Source organism: Duganella fentianensis (genome assembly GCF_964031615.1).
GTDB classification, from domain to species: domain Bacteria; phylum Pseudomonadota; class Gammaproteobacteria; order Burkholderiales; family Burkholderiaceae_D; genus Rugamonas; species Rugamonas fentianensis_A.
Genome location: NZ_CAXIQN010000014.1, coordinates 293604 through 312118 on the forward strand (window position 1 = coordinate 293604; position 18515 = coordinate 312118).

The window sequence follows — 18515 nt, forward strand, 5'->3', positions numbered from 1 at the left end:
AGTGTTCTGGCTCCCCGACCTGGACTCGAACCAGGGACCTGCGGATTAACAGTCCGTCGCTCTACCGACTGAGCTATCAGGGAAAAGAGGCCGCATTATATACGGCCAATTTCTAGCTGTCTAGGCTAGCGGGAAATTTTCTGAAAAATCAGAAGCTACCCTTGAACTGCACACCGAACTGACGTGGCTCGTTGACGAAGCCGGTCAGGTTGTTGAAGTCGATCGCGCCGATGATGCGCTCGGTGTTGGTGATGTTACGGGCATAGCCAGCCACTTCATACTTGCCGCCGGCCCAGTTGTAACCCACGCGCAGACCACCTTCCACCATAGGCTTGCCGGTGAACTCTTTGGCTTCGTACAGGAAGAAGTTGATCTTGCTGCGATACGACCAGTCGGTCAGCACGAACAGGTTGCCGTTTTCCAGCGCCCAGTTGTAGCGTGCGGTGGCGTTCAAAATGTATTTCGGTGCCTGTGGCAGCGGGTTGCCGTCGATCACCACGCGACCAGCCGCATTCAGCGGATCGGTGATGGTGCAGGAACCGCACTTGGCCACGGACAGCGATGCATCCTTGATTTCGGTGAAGTTGTACGAACCGCCAGCCGTTACTTTGAAGTCCGGCGTGACGAAGGCTTCGAAGTCCGCTTCCAGACCGCGACCGGTGGTCTTGGCAGCATTGATCAGCTTGGTGACGTTGGAGTTACCACCCACCACGGTCAGCTGCTGGTTCTTGACGTCGTAGTTGTACACGCTCAGCGATGCACGGGCACGGCGGTTGAACAGGTCAGCCTTCACACCCGCTTCGTAGGAAGTGATGGTTTCCGCATCGGCCACGGTGATCGGCACGGAAGCGCTGGCAGCCGCGATACTTGGGGCACGGAAGCCGGTCGCTACGCGGGCGTAGGTGCTGATATCCTTGCTCACTTTGTAGGTGGCGCTCAGATCCCAGTTAGTCTTGTGCCTGCTTTCGTCGACCGACTTAGGACCGATCTGGGTGACGTTGATGGCTTCCACCGTGCGGAAATCCTTCTTGTCCTGGGTGTAACGCAGACCGCCGCGCAGTACCACGCTGTCCGACAGATCGTAGGTTACCGAACCGAACAGCGCCGAAGCGGTGTTGTTCTGATGGCTCTGCAGGTGCGAAGTCTGCGCCTGAGTGGTGCTGTCGTAGTTGTTGCTATAGCCTTCGCCGCTTTCCTTGAAGAAGTACACGCCGCTCTGCCAGTTCAGCGGACCAGCGTTCTTCGATTCGACGCGGAATTCCTGGCTGTACTGGTGCAGCCAGCTCAAGCCTCCACCGGTCTGTACCTGGAACGGAATGAAGCCCGGACCGGTTGGCGTACCGCCGTCGATGTCGCCGCGGCTGTAGTACTCGTCCACACCTTCGTAGCCGGTGATGGAGAACAGCTTGACCGCACCCAGATCCCAGGTCAGGCGGGCATTGGCGCCATTGGTGCGCAGGTTCTGGCCGTTCAGGCCATTGGTGTTGAGCTTGGTGAAGTCGTAGCCATCAGCGAAGTCGTTAGTGCCCTTCTTGATGATGTTAGCGCGGAACAGACGGGCCGAACCGGTGGTGCTACGGGCATGCACGTTGAACAGTGCGTTGAAGGTGGTGCTAGGGGTGTACAGGAACTGTACGCGCTCGGCGTGTTCGTTGTAACCTTCCAGCACATCGTTCTGCTTGGTAAAGGTGTTGTCGACGAAGTTGTCGCGGTGCTGGCGCAGGGTCGAAACGCGCATTGCCCACTCGTTCGACAGCGGCACGTTGGCAGCACCTTCCAGATTCACGGTATTGTGGGTAGCCCACGATACGTTGTAATAGCCTTCAACTTTCTTGGTGTTCGGTTTTTCCGATTCAAACTTGACCACGCCAGCCGGGGTGTTACGGCCGAACAGGGTGCCTTGCGGGCCGCGCAGCACTTCCACGCCAGCCACGTCAAAGATAGGGAAGCCTTTCAGAATGGCGTTTTCCTGCACCACGTCGTCATACACCAGCGAAACCGGCTGCGATGCGAAGGTAGAGAAGTCGGTATTGCCATAGCCGCGGATGTAGAAACGGGGGAAGGTACGGCCGTTGGAGGATTCCACGTTCAGCGACGGCACTTTACCGGCCAGCAGACGGATATCCTGACCGCCGGAAACCAGCACGTCGAGTTTTTCATCTTTCAGCAGGGTAACGGAGACCGGCACATCCTTGATGTTCTCGGCACGGCGCTGCGCCGTCACGGTCACGGTTTCCAGTTGTGGTTCGCTCTGGGCCAGCGCGGAACCGATAGGCATAACGGCGCTCAGCGCCAGCAGGCGCTTATGCATCTTCGACAGTTTGATCATTCAATTTCCCGATGAGTGGTAATGCAAAGAGTTAAAAACAGTGTCTCCTGTTCTCTCTTTATTTGAATCTGTCCAGTCATCTGACGTGACCGTGGCAGCACAAGCGGAGGCTGAACCGTACAACGTTGGCTAGAATGCACCGGCTTGCGAAAGGGCAGTATTTTCTTTCATTGATACCATGTATTGCAAGCGCAATATAACCAGAATGCCATTTACTGTTAGAAATTTGGTGAGCCCAGTACCGGCGCTGAATATTCGCAGGCCAGTCCGCTTCGGCTAGCGCAGAAATAGCGCTGAGGAGATTGGTATAAAAAAAGCATCTGTGACATTTATGCCACAGATGCTTGCATGATTCGCGTAATAGCGTGCAGTTACATACCTAAAGAGCGTAGCAGCTCCTCGTTGGCAGCCTCTTCGTCGGACTGGCTAGGTGCGCTGGTTGCAGCATGGTTATCGCGCTCCTGGTCCATCAGTGCGTCCGGATCAGCCACTTCGCTGGAGTCGAAATCATGCAGACGGATGAATTCGGTGCGATCAATTGCCAGCTCCAGATAGAAGATATTGCTCTTCTCCGTGTAGAACGTCACACGGCGCATTTCCGGACGGTCCAGCGGCGTATCCACACTCAGCATGACCTGCTTGTTCAGCACCAGCATTTTCGGCTGGTTCTGGGTGATATTGGTCTGCAGTTCGCGCCGCACTTTGCCGGTAAAATCACCGACGATCTGGTTCATCAGTTCGCCCATGATGTTGGAAACTTCGTCCGACGTATGCGAACCGGCCAGCTCCGATTTAGGCATACCCATGTGGAGCATATAGCGCTCATAGATTTCCATCGCCGTATCGGCAGCAAAATTCAGTACCACCAGTCCGGTAAATCCACCATCGAACAGCACGAAGCAACCGATATCGGGTTTCAGGCCGATCTTGGTAATCCGTTGCACCATGCCCGAGTAATTCACTTTGCTCTGGGTAGCGACATTCAAGACACGGATCACTGAATTACACAGACTCATCAGCAAGTCTTCAGTGCCGTACACTACATCCTTGTTTTCCCCACTCATGTTCTACCTCTATTTATTTTCTACAAAATCTCGCTGACAGCAGGCTCTGCTGGTCAGAAATAGGTTTCAGAATACCCACGCGCAAGATTTCCGTCTACCGGAATCGCGCAAAACCGTGCGTTTATGGTGCGAATCTGCGCTAACAGGGGCACGAAGGCAACGCCTACCAGCGATTTTAAAAAATTTTCATTGCACCATTGTGATTTCCGGCAGGACAATCAAAACTCTCCTTAGCAATCCCGCGACACCATGCGACTGCTTTGCTTCGTTCCGCTTATTTTGCTGCCCGTCACGGCGCTGGCGCAGAACGTCATGACCTGGCTGATGACCGACCTGCCACCGGCATCGATCCGGCGCAACGGGCTGCCCAGTGACGGCATAACGGACCAGCAGATCGCCTTCATCCGCGCACACTGGCCGGAAGTCGAGCATCGCGTGGTGTACGCCAATCTGAAACGCAGCTGGGCCTTGCTCGATGCAGGCCAGCAAGCCTGCTACAGCTTTACCCTAATCACGCCGCAGCGGCTGGAACGGGCCCATATCGTCCCCACCAGCCTGCTCCCGCCGCCGCAGCTGATCTTTCGCCGCGACGCCCTCGCTACCCTGCCCCTGAATGCCCAGCGCGAAGTCGAACTGGACCGGCTGCTGGCGCAGCGACAGTTGCGCGGCTTGCTGAGCGAAAAGCGCAGCTTTGGCCTGACCATTGACCATGCTTTACAGCAACGCCCCGCGGGTGCCCTGCTGGAGGTCACACCGGTAGGCAGCTTTGGCGAAAACATTTTTGCCCGCCTGCTGGTCAACCGCTCGGACTACACCATCGACTATGAATTTGTGTATGCCTATTACCTGAAGCGCGACCCCATGCTGCGCGAATTGCAGACCCTGCCCATTGCCGGCAATACCGCCCCCATCCGGGTCGGCTTTGCCTGCCCCAGAACAGCATGGGGTAAAGCCACAGCGCTCAAGATCGGTAGCATACTGGCCACGCGCGAAGGCGTGCAGATGCTACGCCAGAGCACCGAACGCTGGCTCAGTACGGAAAGCCGGCAGCGTTACAATGCCATGCTGGAAGACTTCTACCATGCCCGTGAAAACCCGGCACTGGGGCTGACACCGCCCTGACCCATCACCATGCCCGACGACCTGTTGAAACGACTCTGTATCGTCCTATGCGCTGCTGTGCTGGGCCTGAGCACATCGGCCCGGGCAGAGGATATCTATCTGCCGCGCTCAAACGACCGTGAGCCTTGGGCACCCTATATAGTGCAACTCTTGCAGGCAGCGCTGGCCAGATCGCCCGCCGCCACACCGGACCGGCTGCATTGGCAGGAAACCCATATGACGCAGGACCGGGCGTTTACCCAGTTGCGCACCAACCAGAAGCTCGATGTTTACTGGAGTATGACTTCGCAGGCACGCGAACAGGGCGTCATCGTAATCCGCATTCCCCTGCTCAAAGGCTTGCTGGGGCAGCGCCTGCTGGCCATCCGCGCCGAATCGGCCAGCCGTTACGGGCAGGTGCGCACGCTCGATGATCTGCGCCGCGATTTCATACTAGGCCAGGGCCACGACTGGCCGGACACCGCCATCCAAAAGGCGGCAGGCCTGAACACCGTCACCTCCTCCTCGTACGATACGCTGTACCAGATGCTGGCAGCCAGACGCTTCGATGCTATTCCACTCGGCATCAATGAAATCGACGACGAAATACGCAAACACAGCGATATGAATCTGATGGTGGAAAAGAATCTGGCACTGGTATATCCCGCCCCCGTGTTTTTCTTTGTGGCGCCACAGAAGGCAGCGCTGGCTGCCCGTATCGAAAACGGACTAAACCGCATGCTGGCAGACGGCAGCTTCGACGCCATGTTTGACAAGCGCTGGAGTAAAACTCTGCTCTCCAAAAACATGAAGAATCGCCTGATTTTCCAGCTATCCAATCCCCTGCTATCGACCGAAACTGCCGAGATGATACGACGTCACCCCGAGTACTTCCTGTTTCCGCCCAAAGTGGACGGCAGTCTGCCCACCGCCTCAGGTTTGCGGCAATAGGTTTTTGAGCGCTTGCAGATAGGCGTAGCGTGCCGTCTGGGTAATGGCCAGATCGCGCTGCAGTTCCTGCGCCCGTTGCTCGCTCATGCGCAACATCTGTAATTGCTGACGCGCTGCCTCCGACAATGCAGCCAGCGGATATTGTTTGCCATCGATAGTCAGATTTTCTGATTGGTCCATAACTTTCTCGTCAAGAATACAGATAGGGGTGGCCTGGGTTGCAGTGAAGAGCAACTGGTTGAGGCGTCCCACCTTTTGCAGCATGTGATTCAGCCTATGCATCGAGTTCTCGTGCACGCTGCGACGCAGGGTCCGACATGCCGCCAGCGCGCGCATACGGCCACTGGCCGGATCGGCTGCCAGCTCGCCATGTCCTGCCAGCGCAGCGCTCACTTGCTGGAACAAGGCCAGCGGCAATTCACCTTGCGCCAGCACCTCTTCGCTGGGACGGAAGCCACCAGCCCAGGTTAGCGCCAGCATATACGAACTGGCCTCGGCCAGCATCAGGGCACCATCATTCCGACGGTATATCAGTGGGCAATATGGCGCGATTTCCGGCAACACATGATTGGGATAGACCTCCACTTTCCAGTAGCGCTGGGCGATGCGACTAAAATGCTGGAAGTCGCGGATAGGAATAAAGCGGGCATCGACAAACGGCAGAATCTCCACCTTCGGTTTGGTGGGGGTAACCGTATCATTCGACACATCGACGTACAGGCTCCCCAGCTGGAAGGCGTTCTGAAAAAATTCGCCGCGCAAATCTCCCCAGACCTGGCGTAGCGTCCCACCTGCGCGCCGGAACGCCAGAAAAGCCCGATGGCCCGCCTGTGCAGCGGGGGAATCTAGCATGGCAGGGTCGATCGCCTTGAGCATCTGCTGAGCTTCCAGGCTGATTTCCAGACACTGCCCCAGCGGGTAGGGCTTGCCCAGTTTATAGGGACAGAGCGGCAACAGCTTCTCGTCTATCCGTGCCCGTACTGTCAGGAAAAAAATTTCCAGCTCTGTAAGCCACGGCTGCAGATAGCTTGCCGTCAGCGCAGCCTGTCGCTGCGCATCGATAATCCGCGGCTCATTCGGCAACACGGCATGGCGCACTTTCCGTGCTATGGAATGCTTATACATGTAGGCAGTATTACCGCGAAAAACTGAGCGGGCAGAAAAAAACCTCCGTTTACTGATTGCGCAAGCTTACGCTATCAGCCCGTCTGGAGGTTTCTGTATTCTGGCTCCCCGACCTGGACTCGAACCAGGGACCTGCGGATTAACAGTCCGTCGCTCTACCGACTGAGCTATCAGGGAATTACGGCCGCAACTATAGCTGCAAACTAAAATTTAACCAAATTTTTCATCGTCTGACATACGCACACTCGATCTGGCACTCAAAAAAAAAGGCCCGCATTAATGCGGGCCTCCCCTTTTCCCAGCTAGCGCCAGAATTATTTGGCCTGCTTCTTACGGCGTGCGGCCAGACCTACCAGACCCAGACCTGCCAGCAGCATGCCATAGGTTTCCGGTTCAGGTACGGCGCCAACCACGTAAGTCGCGCCTAACATGGTCAGGTTGCTCGAACCGAAGTCACCACCGTTCAGGGTATTACCTGCAGCGGTGGAAGACGTCAGTGTATAGGTCCAGGTCAGCGTATCGAAATTAATCGTTTTCGAAGCGATCACTTCCTGAGGAATGTGAACATATTGCGAACTCTTGCCAAACGAGGCGCCACTATCAACAGTGGTCCCCTGACGCAGGAAAGTCCAGCTCAGATCACCTATACGGTCACCGGTTTCATTCATGCCCTGCGGAGTCCAGATTTGCATGCCAGCATCAACATGCCAGTAGCCGCCACTAGCCGCATGGAAAGTGGCCGTGACAATATCGCCTGCCACAATCGCGCTACCAGCGGCCGACTGGTTGACTGTCACGCTATTACCATTATAGGTGTAGTCGAACGTGTAAGTAGCAGCGTTGGCAACCTGGGCCAGCAGCAGCGCGCAGGTGGTGCTCAGGAACATTACAAATTTCTTGGACATGAAATATCTCTCCGGAAAAATATTATTGAAATTTATTTTCAAAACAACAATTTATTTTAATTCCGGCTTTACAAGAATGCAAACAAATTATCAATATAGCATTCAAATAACGCACTAAACCGCAACAGTGGGAGGCAACCAGTCCCTTCGATCGCTTAGAGAGCGACTGCCGCCCATCGACAGCAGTTTCGAGACCAGCTCCCGCAGCGGAGTAGCGCCGCCCGCGCTCGCTATCGCCTTAAAACGAAAAAGGGGTTACACGCATCAGCATGTAACCCCTTTATTCACAATTCTGGCTCCCCGACCTGGACTCGAACCAGGGACCTGCGGATTAACAGTCCGTCGCTCTACCGACTGAGCTATCAGGGAATTGAGGCCAGAATTATAGCCGCCAAATCCAATTCTTCCAAATTTTTTTTTCGCGTTATTGCCAGTTCTAAAAGCAAAAAAAAAGACCCGCGCATTGGCGGGTCCTCAGGCTGACCTAAAAGGCCGGTATTACTTAGCCTGTTTTTTGCGGCGAGCAACCAGACCTACCAGGCCCAGACCTGCCAGCAGCATGCCATAGGTTTCTGGCTCAGGTACGGCGGCCGTTACTTTAACGTTGTCCAGCGCGACGCCGTAAGCGCCATTGCCAGCAAAGCCGGAGAACGACAGGATCGAGGTGCTGCTGTTAGCCACGAAGTCAAAGCTCTTGGTGGTCCAGCCCATATTGGTGTTCGATTTGCCGGTGGTATCGATGAACAATGCGCCCACATAGCTACCAGCACCCATCGACAGGATCTTGGTGTTGCCGCCGCCGTTGGCATTGCCAGCAACGTCGAACGACACAGTATAGGTCTGGCCTACCACCGTCGCGAACGCTTGCTGAATGCTACCAGCCTGAGTGCCATTCAGATCCAGGCTGTAATGGCCTTCCGAGTTGGTCCAGTAGGTGTTGATCAGGTCTACGCTGCCCGACACCACATTCCAGGCACCCAGCGAACCACCGGCGCTCACCGTGTCGAACTGGCCGCTGTAGTTGCTCGATTCGAAACCGCCGTTGCTGATGCCGGCAGCTTGTGCCATCGGGGTCAACAGGGCCAGAGCGGCGATGGCAATACCAGCTTTCAGTTTTAGCATGTGTAACTCCCGAGGGCAGAGGATTAATTAACGTGAAGCCATTATCAAATTAAAATCAGACAATGTCAAATAATTATTTAAGTTTCCAATAAGAAAACATCGCATCAGCATGGCAGGCACCATGCAAAAAGCCCATGTGGCATTGCTGCACACATGGGCTTTCGAATTCTGGCTCCCCGACCTGGACTCGAACCAGGGACCTGCGGATTAACAGTCCGTCGCTCTACCGACTGAGCTATCAGGGAATTGATAGCAACATTTTATACTGTTTAGATCATTTCGACAAGATTGTTATCGAATCAAACTCAACACTACACTCTGCTGCCTATCGGCTGCACCGTGCGATGCAACCGAAGAAGCAAGATCTTAAAGCACTTTTGCGATGGCGTCAATCACCACATCGATATTGCGCGAATTCAGCGCTGCCACGCAGATACGGCCCGTGTCCACGGCGTAGATCGAGGAAGCGCGCAGTTGCTCGACTTGTGCCTTGCTCAGGCCCGAGTACGAGAACATGCCCACCTGATCACGCACGAAGGCGAAATCGTGTGCCGGTGCTTTGGCTTTCAGCTTGGCCACGAAGGCTTCGCGCATTTCCTTGATACGTACGCGCATGCCAGCCAGTTCGTCTTCCCACATCTGGCGCAGTTCCGGCGTGGTCAGTACAGTGGCCACGACTTTACCGCCGTGTACTGGCGGGTTGGAGTAATTGGTACGCACGACGCGCTTCAGCTGCGACATCAGACGGGCCGCCTCTTCGCTGCTGGCCGCTACCACGCTCAGAGCACCCACGCGCTCGCCGTACAGCGAGAACGATTTGGAGAACGAATTCGATACCAGCAGCGGGCCGCCAGCGGCAGCAAAGCGGCGCACCACGGCGCCGTCTTCGGCGATGCCGGCGCCAAAGCCCTGATAGGCCATGTCGAGGAACGGTACCAGACCGCCCGCGGTAACAGCGGCGATTACCTCATCCCACTGAGCCGAGCTCAGATCGGCACCGGTCGGGTTGTGGCAGCAGGCGTGCAGCAGCACGATGGAGCCGCGTGGCATGGCTTTCAGCGCAGCCAGCATGCCGGCGAAGTTCACGCCGTGGGTAGCTGCATCGTAGTAAGCGTAGTTATTCACGGTGAAACCGGCGCTCTCGAACAGAGCGCGGTGGTTTTCCCAGCTTGGGTCGCTGATGTAGACCTGCGCATCGGGAGCGAAGCGCTTGAGGAAGTCGGCGCCGATTTTCAGGGCACCGGTACCACCGATCGCCTGCACGGTGACAGCGCGTTTTTCCAGCACCACAGCGCTGTCCGCACCGAATACCAGCTCCTGCACGGCCTTGTCGTAAGCTGCCAGACCTTCGATCGGCAGGTAGGTACGCGGCGCTGGTGCAGCGATCAGGATTTCCTCGGCTTTCTGCACGCACGACAGCAGCGGTACTTTGCCGTTATCGTCATAATAGACACCCACACCCAGATTGATTTTGGCTGGATTTTGGTCGGCGTTAAATGCTTCGGTGATACCCAGAATTGGGTCGCGTGGGGCCATGTCGATGGCGCTGAACAAGCTAGGATTCGTCATGATAAGATTCGATTCGATTGGAAGCGGTTCACTGCGGTTGAAGGTAGACAGCGCGCCCCAAAATTTGCTTCAGGCCGCTGGCAGGCCATTATTTTAACAAAGGTCGGTACACGATGGCTGATTTACCCGCAGAAAACGCGACAGATAACTCCACAAAGGCAACGGTTGTCACCTTTCCGGACTCACCGTTCCGTCTGCATCAACCTTTTCCGCCTGCCGGCGACCAGCCCACGGCCATCAACCAGCTGTGCGAAGGCATCAACGACGGCCTGTTCTATCAGACCCTGCTGGGGGTAACAGGCTCCGGCAAGACCTACACCATGGCCAATGTGATCGCCCGTATGGGCCGCCCCGCCATCGTGTTTGCCCCCAATAAGACCCTTGCAGCCCAGCTGTATTCGGAGTTCCGCGAATTCTTCCCCGAAAATGCGGTCGAGTATTTCGTCTCCTACTACGACTACTATCAGCCGGAAGCCTATGTGCCGCAGCGTGACCTGTTCATCGAGAAAGATTCCTCGATCAATGAACACATCGAGCAGATGCGGCTGTCCTGCACCAAATCGCTGATGGAACGGCGCGATGTGGTGATTGTGGCCACCGTGTCGGCCATCTACGGTATCGGTAACCCCACCGAATACCACCAGATGATTTTGACGCTGCGCGCCAAAGACCGCGTCTCGCAGCGGGACATCATAGCCCGTCTGATCCAGATGCAGTACACCCGCAACGAAGTCGATTTCGGCCGCGGCACTTTCCGCGTACGGGGCGATACGCTGGATATCTTCCCTGCCGAGAATGCGGAACTGGCCGTGCGGCTCGACCTGTTCGACGACGAACTGGAATCGATCCAGCTATTCGACCCGCTGACAGGGCGCGTCAAGCAGAAGATTCCCCGCTTTACCGTGTATCCCGGCTCGCACTATGTCACGCCCCGCTCTACCGTGCTGCGCGCGATCGAAACCATCAAGGACGAACTGCGCGAACGGCTGGACTTCTTCCGCCGCGAAAACAAGCTGATCGAAGAACAGCGGCTGGAACAGCGCACCCGCTTCGATCTGGAAATGATGGCGGAGATCGGCTTCACCAAGGGCATCGAAAACTACTCGCGCCACCTGAGTGGCGCACTGCCGGGCGAACCGCCACCGACGCTGGTGGACTATCTGCCCAAAGATGCGCTGATGTTCCTCGACGAATCGCACGTGCTGGTGGGCCAGCTCAGCGCGATGTATAACGGCGACCGTTCGCGCAAGACCAATCTGGTGGACTACGGTTTCCGTCTGCCCTCGGCGCTGGATAACCGTCCGCTCAAGTTCGAGGAATTCGAACAGAAAATGCGCCAGACCATCTTCGTTTCCGCCACGCCGGCCGACTACGAAAAAACCCATGCCGATCAGGTAGTGGAACAGGTCGTGCGGCCTACCGGTCTGGTCGATCCGCAGGTGATCGTGCGCCCGGCCCTGTCGCAGGTGGACGATCTGATGTCGGAGATCACCCTGCGCGTACAGCGCAACGAACGCGTGCTCGTCACCACGCTGACCAAACGCATGTCGGAGCAGCTAACCGAATATCTGGGCGACCATGGCATCAAGGTACGCTATCTGCACAGCGATATCGAAACGGTGGAACGGGTAGAACTGCTGCGTGACCTGCGCATCGGCACTTTCGATGTGCTGGTGGGGATTAACCTGCTGCGCGAAGGGCTGGATTTGCCCGAAGTGTCGCTGGTGGCCATTCTCGACGCCGACAAGGAAGGCTTCCTGCGCTCCGAGCGCTCGCTGATACAGACCATAGGCCGTGCCGCGCGTAACCTGAATGGCGTGGCGCTGCTGTATGCCGACCGCATGACCGATTCGATGGAGCGCGCGATCGGCGAAACGGAGCGCCGGCGCGCCAAGCAGATCGCCTTCAACGAAGCCAACGGCATCGTCCCGCGCGGCGTGCACAAGGTCATCAAGGACATGATCGATGGCGTCTACAGTCCGGAGCAGGCCACGGAAGAATTGCAGGTGGCCCAGCAGACCGCCAAGTACGAGGCCATGAGCGAGAAGCAGATCAGCAAGGAAATCAAGCGCCTGGAAAAAGCCATGCTCGATCACGCCAAGAATCTGGAGTTCGAAAAAGCGGCACAGGTACGCGATCAGTTACATGTCCTCAAGCAGCAACTGTTCGGCGCACCGGGTGCCGATACGCTGGGCTAGTGCGCTAGCTGGTCGATAAAACTGCGCACACTTTCGAGCAGTTGCGGCGCCACGGGAAATGCCGGGCTGCCATAGGATTGGCGCTGCAACTCGGCATCCGTGCCGACCATTTTCAACAGATGGTTCATGCCTTCGATCACCTGCAGGCGTGCCCGTGGTGCTGCGGCGGCCAGCGTCTGCGCTTCGCTGACGGGCACTTGCAGATCGGCCGTGCCCTGCACGATCAGCAGCGGCATGTTCAAACCAGCCACCGCCTTGCGTGGATCGTGCTGCAGCCATGAAATCAGATAGGGCTGCACCGATGCATGGTACAGCGCCTGCAGCGGTGCCGGCACATCCGGCACGGGCTGGCCCTGCTTAAGCGCCGTCAGGATGCGCTCATTTTCGACCAGTAGAGGCGGTGGTAACTGCTGCGCCAGCTGGGCACGCAGCAGCTCGTCGGCAGTATGTCCGGCACCAGCCAGCAGCACGCATCCATCGGCTTGGGCGATGGCGCAAGCTTCCGCCACGATCTGCGCTCCTTCGCTATGCCCTATCAGTATCACATGCGAGAAACGGGGATCGGCACGCAAGCGGGCCGCCCACGCGGCAGCATCGGCAATATAGTCATCGAAGCGCAAGTCCTGCTCGCGCCAGCCCGGAAACGCACTGGCACCGATGCCGCGCTTGTCATAGCGCACCGAAGCGATACCATGCAGTGCCAGCCCTTCGGCCAGCATCTTCAGCGCATCATTCGGTCCCGGCAACAAATGGCTATTGCCATCGCGGTCAGTCGGCCCCGAGCCCGCATGCAAGAGCACCACCGGCACCCTGCCCTGCACACCATCCGGCGTCAGTTCAGTGCCATACACGGCCGCCCCACCCACCGCCAGCGATACCGGCACTGAAGCGGCCAGCGCGGAACAGGACAAGCACAACAAAGACAACCATGACAGCATTCGTTTCATCGCACTGCTCCGGCCTTGATCGCTTACAGCGTTTTGACGAATTCACGTATGCCGCCCAGCAGCATCTCGATCGACATGGCAGTCAGAATCAGCCCCATCAGGCGTTCGAAGGCGGTCATTACTTGCGGGCCCAGCACTTTCTGCAGACGCTCGGCACTGAGGAACACCGCCAGCCAGACCACGCCTACCGCGGCCAGCGCCGCCACGTGCACCAGCACTTCGCCCGTGCTTTCGCGCGAAAACAGCAACACCGTGGCCAGCGCCGAAGGCCCTGCCAGCGCAGGAATCGCCAGCGGAACGATGAAAGGCTCGCCCCCTTCGGTGCGGCCCAGCACCCCGTCAGGATGGGGGAAGATCATGCGGATCGAGATCAGCAGCAGAATCACGCTGCCGCCTATGCGCAGCGACACTTCGGACAGCTGCAGCGCCGTGAGGAAATGGCGCCCGAAAAACATGAAGATCAGCAGCAGCACAAAGGCAATCGCACATTCACGCATGACGATGCGGGGACGGCGCGCCGCCGGTACGGGATTGAGCACGCTGGCAAACAGCGGCACGTTGCCAAAGGGATCTGTGACCAGCAGCAGCAGGATAAAAGTCTGGAAGAAATTCTGGGTCATGGGTGCGCTCGCATAAACAAAAAACGGGAGCCGCAGCTCCCGTTTCTAGTGTACCACCAGATTCAGCTTATGCCGACTTGCGGCGGCGCGCGATGGCACCAACCAGACCTAGGCCGGCCAGCAGCATGGCGTAGGTTTCCGGCTCAGGAACTGCCGTTACATTCAGGTTACCGGCATAGGTTGCGGAACCGGTCGTAATACCCGAAACGCTGAGCGTGTATGCCACGCCATTGTGCAGCGTGACGGACGATGGCAACGCCCATGCCTCAGCGTTCTTGTCTGGGCTGGTCATCACGAAGTTATAGGTGTTACCACCACCCGTCAGCGAGATACTGGTGAAATCGATGTTCTTACCAGCGTTCGCAGTCTGCGTAAAAGTAGCCACCAGTGCATCATTCGCGTCCGGCACACTGAAGGAATACACATCGGTAAATGCCGTGTAACTAAGGTTATTAATCACTTGCACGGCGCCAGTCTTGAGCGGGGTGTTACCTATTGCTGCGACGTGGTTGGCAATAGTCACGGTGCCTGGCTTTTGAACCTGAACTTTGGCTGCCATGGCGGAGCCTGCGGTCGCAGCCATTAAGGTTGCTGCGACGATCAATTTCGCACTCATCTGAATTCCCTTCTTATAAATATCAATTTCCTGCGCATCACAGCGACGCCGTGAGCACACTTGGCAAATCCGCTTAGTGAGCCTTGCGACGACGTGCCGCAAAACCAATCAGGCCCAGACCAGCAAACAGCATTGCATAGGTCTCAGGTTCCGGCACTGGCGCTGCCAGCGACAATTCACCCGAATACAGCAGGGAGTCATTGTCAGAATGACCAACCAGGTGCAGCGTGTACTGCTTGCCTGCTTGCAGCGTGAAGCCACTCAGAGCATAGGTCTGTGCGTCGCTCGACGATTGCACAAAATCAAAGTGATTAACACCATCATCGATGTACACCGGTGCGCTACCGCCATTGCTGAAACTGATTTTCATGTTCAGGCCTGCCGCGCTACCAACACTACCGGATACCAGATTCAGCGCATACGGCAGAACATCCAGACTCCAGTATTCGTGGAAATCGCCCGTACCAGGTGCGCTGGCAAAGCTTGCGGTGTGGGTATCGCTATCAAAGCTGATCGTGTCGACGAAAACAGGCGTCGCTGCAAAAGCAGCACTCGCAGACAGGGCCAACATGGTTGCAGCAGCAATTTTCTTCAGCATATAAACTCCAATAAATGTTTGTATGACAACCGATACAGGCCCAGCCTTGATGCAAAGAACTAAAAGGGGCTATTTCAAGTCAGTGGAAGAATCATATCACAAAACTACCAACTATTATCAATAAGAAATGTAAAATGTCTCAATTACATTGATATTTCTTTTGAGTAATTTTTTTTCACTGCCAGCCTAAGGCCTGGGTGCGCAAGCGGCAATAAAAAAAGCGACCCTGAGGTCGCTTTGGGGGAAGCAAAAAACCGGCTTATTCGCCGCTCTCGCCTTTTTTGATCCACGCGGCCAGCTGGTGCGGACGCAGGCCGTCATAGTCTTCGAACGGCTGGTGGATCCACGGATTGTGTGGCAGTTCTTCCATCTGGTAATCCGGCTTGAACACCGAGCACCCCTTGGTCCAGATCACAGCCGAACGCACTTCCGTAACGCCCGGGAAGTTTTCCTTCAGGTGCTTCATGACTTTCACCAGCGTCACGCCAGAATCGGCCAGATCGTCCACCAGCAGAATACGGCCGCTCAGTGGGCCCTTGGTCATCGTCATGTATTTGGCGATATCCAGATCACCTTGCACGGTGCCCGCTTCTTCACGGTAAGAACTGGTCGACAGAATGGCCAGCGGCACATCGAAAATACGCGAGAACACATCGCCCGGACGCACGCCGCCGCGCGCCAGACACAGCACCTGATCAAACTTCCAGCCCGATTCATGGACTTTCAGTGCCAGACGCTCGATCAGACGGTGGTATTCGTCCCAGCTGACCCAGAGGTGTTTTTCATTCGATTGTGGGGTGTTCATAAGGTCTTCCTTGATTACTCGAACGGATGACGCAGTACGATCGTTTCTTCACGATCCGGACCGGTCGATACCATGTCGACCGGCACGCCGACCAACTCTTCGATACGTTTGATGTAGGCACGGGCGGTGGCTGGCAGCGCTTCGAGGGTTTTAGCGCCCACGGTGCTTTCCTTCCAGCCCGGCATTTCTTCGTACACTGGCACGCAACGCGCTGCCTCTTCCGCGCCGGACGGGAAGATGTCCACGGCCACGCCGTCGATGGTGTAGCCGGTGCACAGCTTCAGGGTTTCCAGACCATCCAGAACGTCCAGCTTGGTCAGGCACATGCCCGTCACGCCGTTGATCTGTACCGAGCGGCGCAGCAGCGCAGCATCGAACCAGCCGCAGCGGCGGGCACGGCCCGTCACGGTGCCGAACTCGTGACCCACTTGGGCCAGATGGTGGCCGACGCCAGCATCGGTCGGCAGTTCCGAAGGGAACGGACCGGAACCCACGCGGGTGGTGTAAGCCTTGGTGATGCCCATGATGTAGTGCAGCATGTTCGGGCCCACGCCAGCACCGGCAGCGGCATTACCGGCCACGCAGTTGGACGAGGTCACGAACGGATAGGTGCCGTGGTCGACGTCCAGCAGCGAACCTTGCGCGCCTTCGAACAGCAGGTTGGCACCGGCTTTGTGGGCAGCGTACAGAGCGCTGGAGACGTCGGTCACCATAGGACGCAGACGCGGCACGTAGGCCAGCGCGTCGTCCAGCGTTTTCTGGTACTCGACCTTCGGTGCTTTCAGATAGTTTTCCAGCACGAAGTTGTGGTAGTCCAGATTTTCCGCCAGCTTTTCAGCGAAGCGTTTTTCGTTGAGCAGGTCAGCCACGCGAATCGCGCGACGGGCTACTTTATCTTCGTAGGCCGGGCCGATGCCCTTGCCGGTGGTGCCGATCTTGGCAGCGCCACGGGCTGCTTCACGGGCCAGATCCAGTGCCGAGTGGTACGGCAGAATTACTGGTGCCGCATCCGACACTTTCAGACGCGATGCCACTTCCACGCCGACTTTCTCCAGCTTGTCGATTTCGCGCAGCACATCCGGCACCGACACCACCACACCGTTACCGATGTAGCAGGCCACGCCCGGACGCATAATGCCCGAAGGGATCAGTTGCAGCGCAGTCTTGACGCCGCCGATCACCAGCGTATGGCCGGCGTTGTGACCGCCCTGGAAGCGGACCACACCCTGTGCATGATCGGTCAACCAGTCGACGATCTTGCCTTTACCTTCATCGCCCCATTGGGTACCGATGACGACGACGTTTTTTGCGTTTTTATTTGACATCACACTAACCTAAGTTTTTAAGAATCCAGTTACTACCATTATCGTCGAGCACCAGCGCGCGATCGCACTCGAACTCGTCCAGTTCGTTGCTGTGACCCGGCAAACTCTGGATCACCACTTCGCCGGACTTGCGCAGCTCGGCGATTTTTTCCTTCAATTCCGGCGCATTGCCCCATGGTGCACGGATCGAATGCTTACGTTCCGCCGTGGGCAACAGGCGCGCCAGTTCGCGCAAATCGAGCGAGAAGCCGGTGGCGGGACGTGCCCGGCCAAACGCCTCGCCGACATGATCATAACGGCCACCGCGCGCTACCGCATTCGGCAGGCCGGGCACGTACAGTGCAAACATCGCACCACTTTCATATTGGTAACCGCGCAGGTCAGCCAGATCGATCGCCACTTCGGCCCGACCCAGTGCCGACGCTGCCAGCGCGGCCAGTTCGGCCAGCGCCTTGCTAATGCCCGGCAACTCCGGCAGCACCTCACGGGCGCGACCCAGCACTTCCACGCTACCGTACAGACTAGGCAGAGCCAGCAGCGCGTCGCGCACCACCGGCGTGTAGTCGCGCGTCAGCGCCTGCAGGCCCGGCACATCCTTGGCGCGCAATAACTGCACGATCTGCGCCGCATCGCGGGTAGCCGCTGCATCACCCTCGGTGATGGCGCGCAGCACGCCGACATGGCTCAGGTCCAGACGGGCGCTAGTGAAACCGGCCAGTGCCAGCGAAGCCAGCGCCAGTTCCTGAATTTCCGCATCCGCTTCCAGTCCTGCATGGCCATAGATCTCGGCGCCGATCTGCAGCGGCTCGCGGGTAGCGTGCAGACCCGATGGACGGGTATGCAGCACGCTGCCGGCGTAGCACAGACGGGTGACGCTGGCACGGTTCAGCAGGTGGGCGTCGATACGGGCAACCTGCGTGGTCATGTCGGCACGCAGACCCAGCATGCGGCCCGACAGCTGATCGACCAGCTTGAAGGTGCGCAGATCGGTATCTTCGCCTGCGCCCGTCAATAGCGATTCGAGGTATTCGAGCAGTGGTGGCATCACCAGCTCGTAACCGTACAGACGGAAGTTATCCAGCATCAGACGACGCAATTCTTCAATCTTGCGTGCTTCCGACGGCAAAACGTCGGCGATATTCTCGGGCAAAAGCCAATTTGGCATGGGAAACTGGTACGGAATATTTAATTAAATAAAGAGCAATATGCAGCAATGGGCTGCACGGCCGGCGACCGACAA

The 18515-nt window shown here is 57.2% G+C and carries 16 protein-coding genes and 4 tRNA genes; 3 read left to right on the forward strand and 17 right to left on the reverse strand.

What is annotated here, in order from left to right:
* Positions 1-7: 7 nt before the first annotated feature.
* From ABNT42_RS11075 to ABNT42_RS11085, 3 genes are all read right to left on the reverse strand, one after another.
* A tRNA-Asn gene (locus ABNT42_RS11075) sits at positions 8-83 on the reverse strand.
* A 65-nt stretch (positions 84-148) separates the two neighbouring features.
* Positions 149-2329, reverse strand: a complete 2181-nt coding sequence (locus ABNT42_RS11080) for a TonB-dependent receptor (RefSeq protein ID WP_348696927.1) — start codon at positions 2327-2329, stop codon at positions 149-151.
* A 371-nt stretch (positions 2330-2700) separates the two neighbouring features.
* Complete coding sequence (locus ABNT42_RS11085) at positions 2701-3393, reverse strand: DUF3334 family protein (RefSeq protein ID WP_348696929.1); 693 nt, start codon at positions 3391-3393, stop codon at positions 2701-2703.
* 249 nt (positions 3394-3642) lie between these two features.
* Here ABNT42_RS11085 and ABNT42_RS11090 point away from each other — a divergent pair, with 249 nt between their 5' ends.
* Together ABNT42_RS11090 and ABNT42_RS11095 are read left to right on the forward strand one after the other, a co-directional pair.
* Positions 3643-4515 (forward strand): TIGR02285 family protein, encoded by an 873-nt coding sequence (locus ABNT42_RS11090; protein WP_348696931.1) that lies wholly within the window; start codon positions 3643-3645, stop codon positions 4513-4515.
* A gap of 216 nt (positions 4516-4731) precedes the next feature.
* Positions 4732-5445, forward strand: a complete 714-nt coding sequence (locus ABNT42_RS11095; RefSeq protein WP_348696933.1) for a transporter substrate-binding domain-containing protein — start codon at positions 4732-4734, stop codon at positions 5443-5445.
* On the opposite strand, the gene ABNT42_RS11100 is transcribed toward ABNT42_RS11095, so the two are convergent.
* The 7 genes from ABNT42_RS11100 to ABNT42_RS11130 all read right to left on the reverse strand — a co-directional run bounded on the left by ABNT42_RS11100 (position 5428) and on the right by ABNT42_RS11130 (position 10166).
* Positions 5428-6570 carry a hypothetical protein gene (locus ABNT42_RS11100; RefSeq protein ID WP_348696934.1) on the reverse strand — a complete coding sequence of 381 codons (1143 nt, stop codon included), beginning with the start codon at positions 6568-6570 and terminating at the stop codon, positions 5428-5430. The genes ABNT42_RS11095 and ABNT42_RS11100 overlap by 18 nt on opposite strands.
* A 101-nt stretch (positions 6571-6671) precedes the next feature.
* Positions 6672-6747, reverse strand: a tRNA-Asn gene (locus tag ABNT42_RS11105).
* A 137-nt stretch (positions 6748-6884) separates the two neighbouring features.
* A complete protein-coding gene (locus tag ABNT42_RS11110) occupies positions 6885-7475 on the reverse strand; it encodes a PEP-CTERM sorting domain-containing protein (protein WP_348696936.1) in 591 nt (196 codons plus the stop codon).
* A 293-nt stretch (positions 7476-7768) separates the two neighbouring features.
* A tRNA-Asn gene (locus ABNT42_RS11115) sits at positions 7769-7844 on the reverse strand.
* 129 nt (positions 7845-7973) lie between these two features.
* A complete protein-coding gene (locus ABNT42_RS11120; protein ID WP_348696938.1) occupies positions 7974-8597 on the reverse strand; it encodes a choice-of-anchor C family protein in 624 nt (207 codons plus the stop codon).
* Positions 8598-8766: 169 nt separating this feature from the next.
* Positions 8767-8842 (reverse strand) — tRNA-Asn (locus tag ABNT42_RS11125).
* 121 nt (positions 8843-8963) lie between these two features.
* Entirely contained in the window at positions 8964-10166 is a 1203-nt protein-coding gene (locus ABNT42_RS11130; RefSeq protein ID WP_348696940.1) for an amino acid aminotransferase, read from the reverse strand.
* Between the two features lie 113 nt (positions 10167-10279).
* On the opposite strand from ABNT42_RS11130, the gene uvrB reads away from it, so the two are divergent.
* A complete protein-coding gene (gene uvrB / locus ABNT42_RS11135; RefSeq protein ID WP_348696941.1) occupies positions 10280-12364 on the forward strand; it encodes an excinuclease ABC subunit UvrB in 2085 nt (694 codons plus the stop codon).
* Here uvrB and ABNT42_RS11140 read toward each other — a convergent pair.
* From ABNT42_RS11140 to ABNT42_RS11170, 7 genes are all read right to left on the reverse strand, one after another.
* Positions 12361-13311, reverse strand: a complete 951-nt coding sequence (locus tag ABNT42_RS11140; RefSeq protein WP_348696942.1) for an alpha/beta fold hydrolase — start codon at positions 13309-13311, stop codon at positions 12361-12363. The two genes, uvrB and ABNT42_RS11140, sit on opposite strands and share 4 nt — an antisense overlap.
* A 23-nt stretch (positions 13312-13334) precedes the next feature.
* Positions 13335-13931, reverse strand: a complete 597-nt coding sequence (locus tag ABNT42_RS11145) for a MarC family protein (protein ID WP_348696943.1) — start codon at positions 13929-13931, stop codon at positions 13335-13337.
* Between the two features lie 67 nt (positions 13932-13998).
* The gene (locus ABNT42_RS11150) at positions 13999-14547 is read right to left on the reverse strand and encodes an FxDxF family PEP-CTERM protein (RefSeq protein WP_348696945.1); all 549 of its coding nucleotides are present in this window, start codon (positions 14545-14547) and stop codon (positions 13999-14001) included.
* Positions 14548-14620: 73 nt separating this feature from the next.
* Positions 14621-15145, reverse strand: a complete 525-nt coding sequence (locus tag ABNT42_RS11155) for an FxDxF family PEP-CTERM protein (protein ID WP_348696947.1) — start codon at positions 15143-15145, stop codon at positions 14621-14623.
* A 259-nt stretch (positions 15146-15404) separates the two neighbouring features.
* The gene (locus tag ABNT42_RS11160) at positions 15405-15950 is read right to left on the reverse strand and encodes a phosphoribosyltransferase (protein WP_348696949.1); all 546 of its coding nucleotides are present in this window, start codon (positions 15948-15950) and stop codon (positions 15405-15407) included.
* Positions 15951-15964: 14 nt separating this feature from the next.
* Positions 15965-17275: an adenylosuccinate synthase gene (locus tag ABNT42_RS11165; RefSeq protein ID WP_348696951.1), complete on the reverse strand. Its 1311-nt coding sequence runs from the start codon at positions 17273-17275 to the stop codon at positions 15965-15967.
* A gap of 4 nt (positions 17276-17279) precedes the next feature.
* A complete protein-coding gene (locus ABNT42_RS11170; RefSeq protein ID WP_348696953.1) occupies positions 17280-18440 on the reverse strand; it encodes an ATP phosphoribosyltransferase regulatory subunit in 1161 nt (386 codons plus the stop codon).
* Between the last annotated feature and the right edge of the window lie 75 nt (positions 18441-18515).

Coding starts and splice junctions, on each gene's coding strand:
- ABNT42_RS11080 (WP_348696927.1), bottom strand. CDS start 2,329: ATGATCAAACTGTCGAAGATGCATAAGCGCCTGCTGGCGCTGAGCGCC.
- ABNT42_RS11085 (WP_348696929.1), bottom strand. CDS start 3,393: ATGAGTGGGGAAAACAAGGATGTAGTGTACGGCACTGAAGACTTGCTG.
- ABNT42_RS11090 (WP_348696931.1), top strand. CDS start 3,643: ATGCGACTGCTTTGCTTCGTTCCGCTTATTTTGCTGCCCGTCACGGCG.
- ABNT42_RS11095 (WP_348696933.1), top strand. CDS start 4,732: ATGACGCAGGACCGGGCGTTTACCCAGTTGCGCACCAACCAGAAGCTC.
- ABNT42_RS11100 (WP_348696934.1), bottom strand. CDS start 6,570: ATGTATAAGCATTCCATAGCACGGAAAGTGCGCCATGCCGTGTTGCCG.
- ABNT42_RS11110 (WP_348696936.1), bottom strand. CDS start 7,475: ATGTCCAAGAAATTTGTAATGTTCCTGAGCACCACCTGCGCGCTGCTG.
- ABNT42_RS11120 (WP_348696938.1), bottom strand. CDS start 8,597: ATGCTAAAACTGAAAGCTGGTATTGCCATCGCCGCTCTGGCCCTGTTG.
- ABNT42_RS11130 (WP_348696940.1), bottom strand. CDS start 10,166: ATGACGAATCCTAGCTTGTTCAGCGCCATCGACATGGCCCCACGCGAC.
- uvrB (WP_348696941.1), top strand. CDS start 10,280: ATGGCTGATTTACCCGCAGAAAACGCGACAGATAACTCCACAAAGGCA.
- ABNT42_RS11140 (WP_348696942.1), bottom strand. CDS start 13,311: ATGAAACGAATGCTGTCATGGTTGTCTTTGTTGTGCTTGTCCTGTTCC.
- ABNT42_RS11145 (WP_348696943.1), bottom strand. CDS start 13,931: ATGACCCAGAATTTCTTCCAGACTTTTATCCTGCTGCTGCTGGTCACA.
- ABNT42_RS11150 (WP_348696945.1), bottom strand. CDS start 14,547: ATGAGTGCGAAATTGATCGTCGCAGCAACCTTAATGGCTGCGACCGCA.
- ABNT42_RS11155 (WP_348696947.1), bottom strand. CDS start 15,145: ATGCTGAAGAAAATTGCTGCTGCAACCATGTTGGCCCTGTCTGCGAGT.
- ABNT42_RS11160 (WP_348696949.1), bottom strand. CDS start 15,950: ATGAACACCCCACAATCGAATGAAAAACACCTCTGGGTCAGCTGGGAC.
- ABNT42_RS11165 (WP_348696951.1), bottom strand. CDS start 17,275: ATGTCAAATAAAAACGCAAAAAACGTCGTCGTCATCGGTACCCAATGG.
- ABNT42_RS11170 (WP_348696953.1), bottom strand. CDS start 18,440: ATGCCAAATTGGCTTTTGCCCGAGAATATCGCCGACGTTTTGCCGTCG.